We start from the raw sequence: 13,585 nt of genomic DNA, 5'->3' as shown, positions 1-13,585 counted from the left end.
TTAAGCATAAAAAATCAAGTCACATATCTTACTTGTAAAAATCACTTTTTAGATATTACTTTACAACAATCATTTCTGCATCCGATTTACGAAGGGATAATTCATATCCTCTAACTGTTATTTCAATTGGATCTCCAAGTGGTGCAACTTTACGAACAAAAATTTCACACCCTCTTGTTATTCCCATATCCATAATACGCCTTCTAACTGCACCTACCCCATCAACTTTGGCAACATTAACAGTTTGTCCGCATTTTATATCCTTCAATGTACTCATTTTTTAATCCTCCTAAACGATTATTCGGCTTGCCATAGACTTGTCTAATGCAATTCTACTATTCTTTACATTTATTATTACATTACCTCCGATTTCAGAAATAATAGTAATTGCCTCACCCACAATAAAACCTAAACTAGCTAAAAATCTTCTTGTTTCGTCATTTCCACTAACTTTTTTGATAAATACACTTTTACCCTTATCCGCTAATATTAATGGCATATATCTTCCCCCCTAAGTTTATTAAATAAATATTCATAACAATTAGACATAATAAAAAGTATATTTTTATAGCATGTCCAATCGATTTTTCTTAACTATTGATAATGATTATCATACTAATATGATATCACTTTTCTGAGAAGTTGCAAATGATTTTCAGTAACTTTTATATTTTTTATTCATTCCTTAATTGTAAACCTTTTATTTTTTTAATTTGATCATTTTTTAGAGGTTTTGATTATTGTTTCTATATTTGTAAATATAAGACTATATTAAAGTTCAAATTTAATATCTTAATATAAAAACTAACAAAAAAGATTATCTCAAAATAATTATTAACTATTCGAGATAATCTTCTTTAATATTAAATATTTTATGTAAACAATTACTTTTTCTCTTCTATTAATTAACATATTATGTTAAAATATTCTTATACTTAATCTTAGCTACATGAAATAAAATAATAGATTAAAGAGGCGTTATATATTCTTCGTCAGTATGACACAAAATAGACGAGCGTACTAATTTATTATTTTTTTGAATGTGCCTTATAAAAAGAGGTGTTAATTATGGATCGTATGAAAGCAATGTTACTTACAGTTGGTATTATATTGATATATTCAATTATCATTGCATTTATCTATAAATATGGTAAAAAATTCTTTAAAAAGAATAAAAAAAATAATCACTAAATTTCTTTCTATAAAAATTTGTAGAAAAATTATTATGTACAGCCCATTAGCATACTACACATTAGTATTATAAATAAATGTTAGGTTGTCCTGAAAATATAAAATTTAAAAACAACCTAACTCTTATTTCTAAATACTTCAAGGATTTAGAAATACCAATCTTTTCTACTTATTAAGAAATTTATTAACTCTAAATTATATTTTTCCTCTCTAAAATTATTAATATAAGATTCAATTTCTCTCATATTAATCTTTTGTTTTTATTATCATTCCTAATAATAGTTAACTTACATTTGTTTATTTTTAGTTATTTTTTAACTAAATGCTGATATTTTATAGTATAAACATAACTTTAAAACATATACTTACTTTACCTTTTTAAGTCCAATAAATCTTCAAATTTATTTATTACATAATCATATTCCTGTAAATTCCCAAAACCATAGCTTGCATATACAAAAGGTACTCCTGCTTTCTTACTAGCTTCTGCATCCCATTTAGTATCTCCAACATATACTGGACTACGTAAATCATTCCTTTTCTTTACTATTTTAATATTTTCCGCTTTAGGTAATTCTGTTCTACTTGGATCTTCAAAATCTAAAAAATATTTTTCTAAATTATGCGCTTTTAAAAAACATTGTATATATCCTTCAACACAATTACTAACTATAAATAACTTATATTTTTTAGATAATTCTTTAAGTGTTTCTTCTAGTTTAGGATATAGGTTTCCACCATTCTCTACTAAATATTTAAGTTCAATATCAGCACATTCTTTTATTATATCTTCTCTACAATTTTCATCTAAACCTGGAAAAAACTTTTCCATTATATCATTCATGGTCATTCCCATAACACTCTTTATTTGTTCAAGTGTCATACCAGTTTTTGTTTCATCATACTTTAAAAAAGCTTCATTCCAACATACATAAAAAGCTTCTGTTGCATCCCATAACGTTCCATCTAAATCAAAAATAAGACTATCCACAAATTTACCTCCTTTTTACTTATATCCTAATTATATACTACTTTACTTTTTCAGGTAATATTGGTTTACATTCTAATCTTTAAATTAAAACATATCTACATATAACATATTTATAATATATAAGTTCCAATAAAGTTTGTTCATTAATATAAATCTTATAATACTTATAAATTTTATGACTTACTAGTATAGTGAGGAACTTATATAGAAAATTTATGCTATATATGCTTCTAATTTAGATACTATTAATTCAAAACATAATTTTCTATAAAAATTTTATAAAAGATTATAAATGTAATAACTTAATTAGAATATATATATTAATTACTACTATGATTAGTAACTAATTTACTTTTTATTCTTCTTTATATTTAGAGTACTTATACATCTGCTTTATTTTTATAAATCATTGTAACCAAACATATATTCGTAGTATAATATATCTCATGAGAACATATATTCTATTTACCCTATTAAAAAGGAAGTGTAATTAAAATGGATTTAATGGATAAATTGAAAATTCTTTCAGCAGCTGCAAAATATGATGTTTCCTGCTCCTCCTCTGGTTCAAAAAGAAAAAATCTCAATAAAGGAATTGGTGATGCCTCTAATAGTGGTATTTGTCATAGCTTTACCCCTGATGGTCGCTGTATATCGCTTTTAAAGATTTTATTTTCAAACAATTGTGTTTTTAATTGTAAATATTGCGTAAATGCTATATCTAGAGATTTTTTAAGAGTTAGTTTTACGCCTGAAGAAGTATGTAATCTTACTATTAATTTTTATAAACGTAATTATATAGAAGGACTTTTTTTAAGTTCTGCTATTATAAATAATCCAAATTATACTATGGAGCTCTTACTAAAAACAGTAAAAAAACTTAGAATAGAAGAAAAATTTAATGGATATATTCACTTAAAAGCAATACCTGGTGCTGATAGACGCCTAATAGAAGAAGCTGGCAGATATGCAGATAGAATGAGTGTTAATATTGAGCTTCCATCAAATGATAGTCTAAAACTTTTGGCACCTCAAAAAAGTAAAGATACCATATTAAAACCTATGGGAATAATTAAAAATTCTATAATTAACTATACAGAAATGAAAAAAACAATAAAAAGTACTCCTTTATTCGTACCTGGTGGACAAAGTACACAATTAATTGTAGGAGCCACACCTGAAAGTGATGCTAAAATAATTGGTTTATCTCAATCACTATATGATAAATATAAATTAAAAAGAGTTTATTATTCAGCATATGTTCCGGTGGTGAAAGATAATAAATTATTACCTAACATAGCTCATCCTCCAACCCTGAGGGAACACAGACTTTATCAAGCTGATTGGTTACTTAGATATTATGGATTTAGAGCAAATGAATTATTAAAAAACGAAAATGATAATTTTGATTTAAATTTTGATCCAAAAACCTCATGGGCATTATCTAACTTAAATGATTTTCCTATAGAAATTAATACCGCTTCCTATGAGAAATTATTGCGTATACCTGGTATTGGTGTTACTTCTGTAAAAAAAATATTAAAAGTTAGAAGATTTCAGAAATTAACATTTGATGATTTAAAGAAATTAAGAGTAACTTTAAAAAGAGCAAAATATTTTATTACATGTAATGGTAAATACTATGGAGAGGTTTCATTTGATGATAACAAGATAAAAAATAAACTTTTAGAACAAAATATAATTAAAACAAATACTCCACATCCTGATCAAATATCTTTTTTTGATCAATCTAAGTTAGATGAAAAAATAACTCCATCAGGAATTATTTTACCTAATGACCAAAATAATATATTTAGATTAAGTGACAAAATTACAGCTATAAATGGAGAATTTTAATTATGAAAATATTTTTATATGATGGTAGTTTTGAAGGTTTATTAACTTCCATTTATTATTGTTTTTATAGTAAAACTCCACCAACATCTATTTATAGTAAAACTTCTTCTAATATACCTCTTTTATTTGATGAAATTATTAATATTAATACTGAAAATGATAAATTTAAAAAAGTTAGAGATACTATTTTAAATAAGATAGATAATCTTTGTTTGAAAAAAATTTATATTGTCTATTTAAGTAACTATGAAAATAAAGAAATGCTTATATTTAAATATTTAAAAATAGCTTTCAAGCTTAGTTATAATATACATTCATTTTTAAATATTGATGAAGTACGACTTGTTGATACAATAAATAAAAGAGTTACTTCTGAAAGTCATAGATTTAAAGGATTTATTAGATTTAAATCTATTGAAGATAAATTTCTTTATTCTTCAATTGAACCCGATAATGATATATTAGAACTTATAGGTGAACATTTTAAAAAAAGATTTCCTAATGAATATTTTATTATTCATGACATATCTAGAGAAAAAGCCTTAGTTTATAATTCTGTTTCATATGAAATAATTAGTATGAATATTGATGATTATGAAAAACTTAAACTTCTTAATGATGATTATTCTACTCTTTGGAATGCTTATTTTAAATCTACAAATATAAAAGAAAGAGAAAATTCTAGGCTGCAAATGAGAATGATGCCTAAACGATATTGGAAACATATATTTGAAACTCAGAATTTTTAAAAGAATAAAAAAGATTTTTAAGGTAGCTATTATTTAAATAACTACTCTTAAAAATCTTTTAATAATTTATTACCAAATTGCTAATCTATCTTCTAATTTAATATACATATCATCTTTTTCTGTAATGTTATAAGTTTCATAAAATTTTTCAAATTGTTGTAGAACAGTATTAACTCTAATATTATTAGGTGAATGACTATCAGTTTTTAATAAAAGTTCTTTGTATTCTTTAGTAGCTATATTACGCCATGTAGTAGCAAAACTTCTAAAAAAAGCATCATAATTTGGATTTTTCATTGTATCTAATATATCTAACATGCAAGTCATTGATCCTATATCTGCAATATTTTCACCTGCTGTTAACTTTCCATCAATTTTTTTCCCTGGAAATACTTCAATTTCTCCATAAAAATTTATTATTTTTTGTATTTTTTCTGTAAACTCTTTATAATCTTCATCATTCCACCAATTATTAATGTTACCATTTTCATCAAACTTAGCTCCTGTATTATCAAAAGCATGCGTAATTTCATGTCCAATAATCATACCTATTGCACCTAAGTTTACTTCTTTACTTGCATTAGCATCATAAAATGGCGGTTGTAATATTGCTGCTGGAATAATAATTTGATTGGTATTTGCCTCATAATATGCATTAACATCTTGTGGTTTACCCAAATCAAAAGGTAATTTTTCTTCTGTAACTGATTTATTAAGTTTATTTAATTTTTCTTTATATGAAAAAAGTTCTAAATTTACTGTATTATCAAAAAGTGAACTTCCTTCATTATATGATTTCAAGTCTAATTTTGAATAATCTTTCCATTCACCTGAATATCCTATATTTACTTTTAAACAATCTAACTTTCTTATAGCACTTTGTTTAGTTGAATCATTCATCCAATCAAGTGAGTTAATTCTTTTTTTATAAGTTTCTATTATTTCACTAGTAATTTCTTCTATATCTTTTTGAGCTTGCTTTGTAAAATATCTTTTAACATATAATTTGCTAAACAACATACCAAAATTTTTTTCTACATATTCTCTTCCCTCTTGCTCTAAAGTTTTTTCTTCTTTTAATGAATATAACTCTTTTTCAAACTCTGAATATGCATCTTTAAAATCTTTACTTAAATATTGAGATGCAGATGAAATTAAGCATACTTCAGTATAATCTTTTATAATCTGTAAATTTCCTTCTGTGTATAATTCATTTAACTTATCTAACCATTTAGGTTCAAGCAAAATAACTTTATCAGCTTTATTATATCCTAATTCATTCATTATATATGAAAGATTTAAGTTAGGTGCCTTTTGAGCTACTTCTTTAGCACTACAAATTTCACCTATACTTTGATTTGTACTATATTGTTTAAAAAATTCTTGTATACTTAACATAGACGGTGCTAACATTTCTTCAAATTTAAATAAATTATTAACCTTCTCTTTTGCCTCTTCAGCATTATAACCGCTTAACTTTAAAACATTATTTAAATATTTTCCCATTATGATTTTATTTTTATTAAATTCTTCTGATGGGTTTTTATATTGAGCTGAGTCTCCTAAAAAAAGTGGAGTTGAATATATGTATAGCACATTAGTTTTTCCATCTTTATTATCTGGTTCTACATTAAATTGAATTAAATTATTAAATATATTTATTTCTGGATTAGAAAATAATCTTGTAAGTTCATCTAAATTTTTTGCATCTTTTATTTGATCTATATATTTTTTTATTGGTTCAGTACCTTGTTTGTTTCTTGATTCCATATTAATAAAATTATTATATAAATTAATAACTTTTTTTTCTTCACTATTTTCACTATACTTATTTTGATTGATTAATAATTCATCAAATATAGTATTCATTTCACTTTTAACTTTATTTTTAAGATTTATAAATTCACTTTTTTCATTTTCCCCATTTTTAAGTTTAGAATCTTTAATCCACTCTTGATTAATTGCTTTATAAAAATCATCTTGTAATCTTATCTCGCTATTCTTATTTAAACTTTCTTGAGACGTTTCTGATGCCATAACTGTTGAGTATTTAGTGGGAAGTAAGGTAATTAAACAAACCAAAATACTTAATATCGATAATATTCTTTTTTTCATCTCATCCTCCTTTTTATTAAATATAAATCTACTTTACACAATTTTACCATAGTAATATAAACTGGTAAATTAAATAGACTTATCTTAAGAAAAACTTTAATTTATAATCTATAGTATTATTTTAAATATTAATAACTATTTTTATTTATAAGAATTTATTTAAACTATTATTCTTATGTTAAAGTTAATTTTCATATTAAAATAAGCAATTATATTATCAACTCAAAAACGTGAATTTTAATCAAAAATATTAAAACGCATATTTTTACATGAATTATCACAATCTTCTTTAAGATTGCATATTATACTTATTGAGTAATCAAATTGAAGGGATGAATTTTTTTATGTACAGAGATGATAACTGTATGTATAAACAAAAGGAATATGCTCGCGCATATATATTACCTCAAAAATATGAGAATTTATTTTCATGCAAAGAAGCCTTTGATAAAGGAACAATTTTCAAATCCCTTTATCAACCTTATGATGAAAAGAAAAAAAATAAATGTTAGAGGTGATATATTATGTCTGAAAAAGAGTTATTAGATAATATAAGAATTTATCAATTTGCCGCTATAGACTTAAATTTATTTCTAGATAATTTTCCTGAGGATAAAGATGCAAAAAAAGATTATGAAACTTTATCTTATAAACTAATTTGTCTAATTAATGAATATGAAAAAAATTATGGCCCACTTACCAACTTTGGTACTTCTTTTAAAGAAGATTCAAAAGCTTGGGTTGAAAAACCTTGGCCTTGGGAAAATTATGATTAGGAGGATTTAAATTTATGTGGTATTATGTAAAAACACTCGAATATCCAGTAAATCTTAAATGTAAAGATCTTCAGATGGCTAAATTTCTTATATCTCAATATGGAGGCCCTGATGGAGAGTTAGGTGCTGCTCTTAGATATTTAAATCAACGTTATACAATGCCTACTGGAAAATCTAGAGCTTTACTTACAGATATAGGCACAGAAGAAATGGCTCATGTTGAAATAATTGCTACTATGGCGCATCAACTTATGGAAAATGCAAGTTTAGACGAATTAAAAGAAGCTGGACTTGGTGGGCATTATGTTGATCATGGAAAAGCAACATTTTATACTGATGCTACTGGAAACCCATGGACTGCAACTTATATACAAGCTAAAGGTGATGTCATTGCAGACTTACATGAAAATATGGCTGCTGAACAAAAAGCAAGAGCAACTTATGAACATTTAATTCAATTAACCGATGAACAAGATATAAAAGATATACTAAAATTTTTAAGAGAAAGAGAAGTAGTTCACTATCAAAGATTTGGTGAAGCTTTAAATAATGTTCAAGATCACTTTTGTAAAAGATAGCATTCTTCATAAAAATAGTATAATTTAAAATTTGTTGAATTTCATTAAAATATGAAATTGCAAAAAGCTCTATTACCACAAAAGTAATAGAGCTTTTTGATTTAGGCATATCGTTGATCTATTATTTTATTTCATGTGTCTTATTTAATTAAAAGTGTAGTCCGCCCCAATAAACACATTGTTTAATTATTGTTTTTTCAGGAAATTCTATTCCTTCTAGAGCCCATTTTTTATATTCTGAAAATCCTACTCTATCAATAATATATCCTATATGTTCCTTTCCTCCTGGTGCATCTTTAGCAATATATTTCTCTACAAATTTATAAGTATTTAAAATTATCTTAATTATACTCTCTTCATCTGCCCAAATTAAAAAATCTTCTGCTAAACGTGGATTTCTCTTTCCTGTTCTACCCATAATAACTAATTTATAATATTTCTCTTTACTTCTAGTCCATGCACCAGTAGGACAATTTATAACACATTCTCCACAACCAATACACTTATCTTCATTTCTAACAACCTTATAATTAACAAATTTAAGGGCATCTACAGATTTTTTCTTGCAAGCTTTTACACATGCTCCACAACTTACACATCTATCTATATCATATTGTGGTTCTGTCATACCTATTATCCCAAAGTCATGAGTTCTTGCTTTTATACAATCATTAGGACATCCTGTTAACGCCACTTTAAAATGTAAATCATTTGGGAATATAGCTTTATCAATTTTTTTTGCGAAATTAGTTGTATTGTAATTTGCAAAAGGACAAACCTGATTTCCGATACAAGCAGCTACATTTCTTGTTCCAGCAGCTGTATATCCTTTACCTGGTACTTCTTGATTTATATCTAATTCTTCAATTATAGGTTGTAATAACTTATTTACCTTATCCATATCTTCATATTTTATTCCAGGTACCTCGAATCCTTGGCGTGTTGTTATATGAATAGTACCATTACCATATTTTTGTGCAATCTCTTGAATCTTACCTAAAAGTTCTGCTTGCATATGTCCACCTGGAACTCTGATTCTAGAAGCAGTTAATCCTCTTACTTTTGTGACTCTAAATGCATTCTTTTTAATTTTTTTTGTATTTAAATCCATAATTAACTCCTTCCTAATCTATTAAAGATTTTCCTTTTGAATAGTTAAAAACTGGTCCGTCTAAGCAAATGTATGTATCATCTATTTTGCAATGACCACATTTACCAATTCCACAACACATTTTTCGTTCTTGTGATATCCAAATATTATTTTCTTCTATTCCAAGCTTTAAAAATTCTGCCACTGTAAATTTCATCATAATAGGAGGACCTACTACAATAACTACTGCATTTTTAATATCTTTAATTGGAAGATTGGGAATGTATTTAGTAACCATACCTACATTACCTTCATATCCTTCTGGAGCATTATCAACAGTTAAAATAAGGTTAATATTTTTATTCCAAGCTTCAATATCACTTTTAAATAAAACATCACTAGGAGATTTAAAACCTGCTATTAATGTGAAATTTTTTGCATCTTCTATATTGTTTGAAAAATAATCAACTACTCCTTTTACTGGTGAAAGTCCTGTTCCACCTGCAACTACTATTAATTCTTTTCCTTTATAATTATTAATATCAAATCCATTTCCATAAGGACCTCTTAAATATAGCTTATCACCAACATAGTTATTAAATATTTCATTAGTAACTTTACCAACTCTTCTTATTGTTAAATCAACAGTGTCTTCACCAATACCGCTTACTGAAATAGGTGCTTCACCAAACTTAGGTAATGATACCTCAAAAAATTGACCTGGTTTTACATCACCTTTAAATTCCATTCTGAAAGTATATTCAATATCTGTATGTTTAATTACTTCTTTTATTTGTGATAAAAAAGGAATATATTCGTTTTTACTCATTTGTTAACACCTCTTCCATACCATCTTTCAATTTATTTATACAATTTGAAAAAGATATATATTCTGGGCAAATATCATCACATCTACCACATCCAACACACATGTGATATCCCCATTTTTTCTTATAATCATAAACTTTGTGCATTACCTTAAATCTCATACGTTGTCCTTTATCTAGTCTAAAACTATGTCCACCAGCCATATCAGTAAATCCATCTACTTGGCAAGATGCCCATACTCTACGTCTTTCACCAGCTTTACCATTGTCAGTATAGAAAATATCTTGCATTGTAAAACAAGTACAAGTAGGACAAGCAAAATTACATCTACCACATGCAATACAACGTGAACTATACTCTTCCCACATTTTAGACTTCATAATATCTAAAGAAAGATTTTCTGGTATAGACACATTTACATTATTTTGTGTTACAAAATCTGGCTTAATTTCTATCTCTTTATCTTGTTTAAATAATTTTTTAAGTTCTTCTTCTTGTACATCTACATATACATAATCATCCATCACTTTTAAATAAGCATCATATTCATTTGTTTCATTTGTTCCCATGCTTACACAAAAACAATTTTCAAATGAATTTTCACATCCCATTAAAATAAACTTTACATTTTCTCTTAATTTTTTATAATAATAATCTTCTTGTCCATTTTTTAAATAAATATCATCCATACGTTTTATAGCATGTAAATCACAACTTCTTAAAAATATAATTGCTCCTTTTTTAGGTGGATTAGGTTCTTTTATAGAATCTTCTGTAAAAAAGAACAGTGTTTGAGAAATTGGTAGTAATACTTCTTTAGCAGAATATTGTGCTTTTTGATTAAAGATAATCTCGTCTATATTTTTTATTTCACCATAGCGAATTCTATCAGTATCTGAAAAATTTCCTTCTCCCAAAAATAATTTAGGTGCATAGATTAGATATTCTTTTGATAAACTTTCAAATATATCGTTTATACTTTTTTTATTTAATTTATATCCCATATTACTACTCCTTTACTTTCTTTTTGAAATTATATAGTATGGAAAGGCTACAAATAATGCCCCACCAATAATATTTCCAAGTGTTACTACTCCAATATTATATATATATCCCATTATGCTAACATCTGCTGTTCCTGGTGATAGTAACCCTATTGTTAAAAGTGTCATATTTGCTACACTGTGTTCAAATCCAGCTGTTATAAATAAAAATAAACACCAAAAAATCATTATTAGTTTAGCTACTTCATTTTTACAACGAAAACTGCACCATACAGCTAAACAAACTAATATATTACAAAATATAGCACGCATCAATAATGGTAAGAATGGCACACTCATCTTTACTGCTGACGTATTTGCAATAAAAGTTCCTACTGGTCCTATTGCAAGTCCAGTAAAATAAAACATAGTTCCTGCAATTATTGAACCAAGTAAATTTCCAATAAAACAAACTACCCATATTTTAAATGTATCACTCCACTTTACTTCTCCACTTAAAGAAGCCGCAGTCATAACAAAATTATTTCCAGTAAAAAGTTCTGAACCAGCCATAACAACCAAACTTAATGCTACTCCAAATGATATTCCCATAACTATCTTAGTCGCTACTGAGCCCGCACTATTTAGTAATCCTCCAATAGTAAATATAAGCATAATCCCCATTCCAACATAAAGACCTGCAAGCATTGAGCTTATGAAATATCCACATTTATTCGTTTTCAATAGATTCATCTTTGCTTTTCCAGCACTCACCACACTGTTAAATTCTTCACAAAACAAATATAAATTCTCCCTTCGTTTATATATTGAATTAGTATTTAACTAAAGTATAATTAATTAAAAATAAAAGCACCGTGATAAAAGTCACAGTGCTTTAAAAAATTTCGATAATTTATCTTGATCAATTACCAAAATTTTTTTATCTTTATATTCTATTAATTTTTTATTAGAAAGTATCTTTAAAGCTCTAGATATAGTCTCTCTTTTGGATCCTAATAATTCTGAAAGATACGTAATGGTTATATTTATATTAATAAGTATTCCTTTATCACACTCTTGGCCATAATCCTTACTTAATTTCCATAGCTTTGCTGCCAACCTTTTTTCCATTTTTATTACACCAGTTGAATTTTTAAGTTGCCTATACATTCTTCTAACTTTCATTGATAAAGAACATATTATGTTTTTAGACAGTATAAAGTCTTTTTCCATAATAGCTAGAAAATCATCTTTACTATAACTAAGAATATACGCCTCTTCAAATACCTCACAATTTATAGAGGCAGGTAACTCATGTATAATTACATCATTAATCATCTTACCTCTTCCTAATATAAATATTACTCGTTTATGACCACATCCATTTAATTTATATAATGATACATTTCCGCTTAGCACAATATATAATGTTTTTACATCTTCTTTATCTCTAAAAATGTGGCTTCCTGAGTTGTATTTTTTTACTTCCCCTATTTCTACAAGTTGCTCTAAAGAGTTTTTAGATATATCTTTAAATATTTCTAAATCTTTTATTTGGTCTAGTGTAATATCTTTCATTTCTGCTCCTAATCATATTATATAATAAAATAATTATTTAAATTTTAGTTTACAATATTTTTAATCTTATAGAAGTTCTTTTAATATATCTTCTAACTAAAGTTCTTAACTATACTTATAAATCATACCCTTTATAAATATTTTAAGATTTATATTAATGAATAAACTTTATTAGAACTTATATAATATAACACTTAAATATAAAAAAATAAACTAACTATTATATATACTTTTCTAAATTACATTTTAATATAAGTTATTTATAGATTAGACTTTATTATAATTTTTAAAAATAATTAAAGAACTATCTTAAATATATAAATATTTTTTAAGATAGTCCTTTTTATTAAGCTACATTTTAAAATAGTGTTGATATTTTAGTATAAGGGCGAACTGGCATTGGAATTTGCTTTTTAGAACTCTTAAGTAAAAGTCAAAATTTTATATTTTGTTGCTTGAACTTACTCAGTGAATGTACATGAGTCGAGTTTCCTTTTAGTCTTACAATTAATTGCTTGTCAACAATCTTTGATTGGGAACATGCATTAATTGGACTAATCTTTATTTTTAGAGTTCTTAAGTGAGAGTCAAAATTTCATATTTTGTTTCTCAAACTTACTGGACAAATGTATATGAGTCAAGTTTCCTATTACAATTCTGTCCATGAGCTTTATACTATAATATCAACTTTCATTGATACATTTTAGGTTAATATATACAATTATTTAGTTAAATATTCATCTATAGCTTGAGCAGCTTTCTTTCCAGCTCCCATAGCAAGTATTACTGTTGCTGCACCTGTAACTGCATCTCCACCAGCATAAACGCCTTCTTTAGTAGTTAATCCAG

Annotated in this window: 15 protein-coding genes; 6 read left to right on the top strand and 9 right to left on the bottom strand. The window is 26.0% G+C overall.

Features of this window, described 5'->3' with window-relative positions; all coding sequences use genetic code 11:
• Nucleotides 1-55 precede the first annotated feature (55 nt).
• Together ACYUET_RS14710 and ACYUET_RS14705 are read right to left on the bottom strand one after the other, a co-directional pair.
• Complete coding sequence (locus ACYUET_RS14710; protein ID WP_219781187.1) at nt 56-277, bottom strand: FeoA family protein; 222 nt, start codon at nt 275-277, stop codon at nt 56-58.
• 12 nt (nt 278-289) lie between these two features.
• The gene (locus tag ACYUET_RS14705; RefSeq protein ID WP_460280831.1) at nt 290-499 is read right to left on the bottom strand and encodes a FeoA family protein; all 210 of its coding nucleotides are present in this window, start codon (nt 497-499) and stop codon (nt 290-292) included.
• Nucleotides 500-1,068: 569 nt separating this feature from the next.
• Between ACYUET_RS14705 and ACYUET_RS14700 the strand changes: the two genes are divergently transcribed.
• Nucleotides 1,069-1,191 carry a hypothetical protein gene (locus ACYUET_RS14700; protein ID WP_460280830.1) on the top strand — a complete coding sequence of 41 codons (123 nt, stop codon included), beginning with the start codon at nt 1,069-1,071 and terminating at the stop codon, nt 1,189-1,191.
• Nucleotides 1,192-1,561: 370 nt separating this feature from the next.
• Here ACYUET_RS14700 and ACYUET_RS14695 read toward each other — a convergent pair whose 3' ends face one another.
• Nucleotides 1,562-2,182, bottom strand: coding sequence for an HAD family hydrolase (locus ACYUET_RS14695; protein ID WP_460280829.1), 621 nt, complete (start codon nt 2,180-2,182; stop codon nt 1,562-1,564).
• A gap of 495 nt (nt 2,183-2,677) precedes the next feature.
• On the opposite strand from ACYUET_RS14695, the gene ACYUET_RS14690 reads away from it, so the two are divergent.
• Nucleotides 2,678-4,039 (top strand): putative DNA modification/repair radical SAM protein, encoded by a 1,362-nt coding sequence (locus tag ACYUET_RS14690; protein WP_460280828.1) that lies wholly within the window; start codon nt 2,678-2,680, stop codon nt 4,037-4,039.
• A gap of 2 nt (nt 4,040-4,041) precedes the next feature.
• Complete coding sequence (locus ACYUET_RS14685) at nt 4,042-4,788, top strand: TIGR03915 family putative DNA repair protein (RefSeq protein WP_460280827.1); 747 nt, start codon at nt 4,042-4,044, stop codon at nt 4,786-4,788.
• A gap of 69 nt (nt 4,789-4,857) precedes the next feature.
• Here the strand turns inward: ACYUET_RS14685 and ACYUET_RS14680 are convergent, their stop codons facing one another.
• Nucleotides 4,858-6,903, bottom strand: coding sequence for a M13-type metalloendopeptidase (locus tag ACYUET_RS14680; RefSeq protein ID WP_460280825.1), 2,046 nt, complete (start codon nt 6,901-6,903; stop codon nt 4,858-4,860).
• A gap of 344 nt (nt 6,904-7,247) precedes the next feature.
• Here ACYUET_RS14680 and ACYUET_RS14675 point away from each other — a divergent pair, with 344 nt between their 5' ends.
• From ACYUET_RS14675 to ACYUET_RS14665, 3 genes are read left to right on the top strand one after another with little or no spacing between them, the layout of a single operon-like run.
• Nucleotides 7,248-7,415, top strand: coding sequence for a spore coat associated protein CotJA (locus ACYUET_RS14675; RefSeq protein WP_219781181.1), 168 nt, complete (start codon nt 7,248-7,250; stop codon nt 7,413-7,415).
• 12 nt (nt 7,416-7,427) lie between these two features.
• Nucleotides 7,428-7,679, top strand: coding sequence for a spore coat protein CotJB (locus ACYUET_RS14670; RefSeq protein WP_460280823.1), 252 nt, complete (start codon nt 7,428-7,430; stop codon nt 7,677-7,679).
• 14 nt (nt 7,680-7,693) lie between these two features.
• Entirely contained in the window at nt 7,694-8,257 is a 564-nt protein-coding gene (locus ACYUET_RS14665; RefSeq protein ID WP_460280821.1) for a manganese catalase family protein, read from the top strand.
• 148 nt (nt 8,258-8,405) lie between these two features.
• Here the strand turns inward: ACYUET_RS14665 and asrC are convergent, their stop codons facing one another.
• From asrC to ACYUET_RS14640, 5 genes are all read right to left on the bottom strand, one after another.
• Nucleotides 8,406-9,368, bottom strand: coding sequence for a sulfite reductase subunit C (gene asrC, locus ACYUET_RS14660; protein ID WP_460280819.1), 963 nt, complete (start codon nt 9,366-9,368; stop codon nt 8,406-8,408).
• A 13-nt stretch (nt 9,369-9,381) separates the two neighbouring features.
• On the bottom strand, nt 9,382-10,176 hold the full coding sequence (asrB, locus tag ACYUET_RS14655) for an anaerobic sulfite reductase subunit AsrB (protein WP_460280817.1): 795 nt from the start codon (nt 10,174-10,176) through the stop codon (nt 9,382-9,384).
• Nucleotides 10,169-11,179: an anaerobic sulfite reductase subunit AsrA gene (asrA, locus tag ACYUET_RS14650; RefSeq protein ID WP_460280815.1), complete on the bottom strand. Its 1,011-nt coding sequence runs from the start codon at nt 11,177-11,179 to the stop codon at nt 10,169-10,171. The genes asrB and asrA overlap by 8 nt, the downstream gene beginning before the upstream one ends.
• Nucleotides 11,180-11,191: 12 nt before the next feature.
• Complete coding sequence (locus ACYUET_RS14645) at nt 11,192-11,959, bottom strand: formate/nitrite transporter family protein (RefSeq protein ID WP_460280813.1); 768 nt, start codon at nt 11,957-11,959, stop codon at nt 11,192-11,194.
• A gap of 84 nt (nt 11,960-12,043) precedes the next feature.
• Nucleotides 12,044-12,736: a Crp/Fnr family transcriptional regulator gene (locus ACYUET_RS14640; RefSeq protein WP_460280811.1), complete on the bottom strand. Its 693-nt coding sequence runs from the start codon at nt 12,734-12,736 to the stop codon at nt 12,044-12,046.
• Nucleotides 12,737-13,585: the final 849 nt, after the last annotated feature.

The sequence above is a fragment of the Clostridium sp. CTA-5 genome (genome assembly GCF_054768135.1).
Note: the sequence above shows the minus strand (reverse complement) of the source record. Positions and strands in the feature narration are given on the sequence as shown.

What these genes read in the sequence shown, in the direction of transcription:
- ACYUET_RS14690 (WP_460280828.1), top strand. Translation starts at nt 2,678, where the DNA reads ATGGATTTAATGGATAAATTGAAAATTCTTTCAGCAGCTGCAAAATAT.
- ACYUET_RS14670 (WP_460280823.1), top strand. Translation starts at nt 7,428, where the DNA reads ATGTCTGAAAAAGAGTTATTAGATAATATAAGAATTTATCAATTTGCC.
- asrB (WP_460280817.1), bottom strand. Translation starts at nt 10,176, where the DNA reads ATGAGTAAAAACGAATATATTCCTTTTTTATCACAAATAAAAGAAGTA.
- ACYUET_RS14700 (WP_460280830.1), top strand. Translation starts at nt 1,069, where the DNA reads ATGGATCGTATGAAAGCAATGTTACTTACAGTTGGTATTATATTGATA.
- ACYUET_RS14705 (WP_460280831.1), bottom strand. Translation starts at nt 499, where the DNA reads ATGCCATTAATATTAGCGGATAAGGGTAAAAGTGTATTTATCAAAAAA.
- ACYUET_RS14710 (WP_219781187.1), bottom strand. Translation starts at nt 277, where the DNA reads ATGAGTACATTGAAGGATATAAAATGCGGACAAACTGTTAATGTTGCC.
- ACYUET_RS14685 (WP_460280827.1), top strand. Translation starts at nt 4,042, where the DNA reads ATGAAAATATTTTTATATGATGGTAGTTTTGAAGGTTTATTAACTTCC.
- ACYUET_RS14640 (WP_460280811.1), bottom strand. Translation starts at nt 12,736, where the DNA reads ATGAAAGATATTACACTAGACCAAATAAAAGATTTAGAAATATTTAAA.
- asrA (WP_460280815.1), bottom strand. Translation starts at nt 11,179, where the DNA reads ATGGGATATAAATTAAATAAAAAAAGTATAAACGATATATTTGAAAGT.
- asrC (WP_460280819.1), bottom strand. Translation starts at nt 9,368, where the DNA reads ATGGATTTAAATACAAAAAAAATTAAAAAGAATGCATTTAGAGTCACA.
- ACYUET_RS14675 (WP_219781181.1), top strand. Translation starts at nt 7,248, where the DNA reads ATGTACAGAGATGATAACTGTATGTATAAACAAAAGGAATATGCTCGC.
- ACYUET_RS14680 (WP_460280825.1), bottom strand. Translation starts at nt 6,903, where the DNA reads ATGAAAAAAAGAATATTATCGATATTAAGTATTTTGGTTTGTTTAATT.
- ACYUET_RS14665 (WP_460280821.1), top strand. Translation starts at nt 7,694, where the DNA reads ATGTGGTATTATGTAAAAACACTCGAATATCCAGTAAATCTTAAATGT.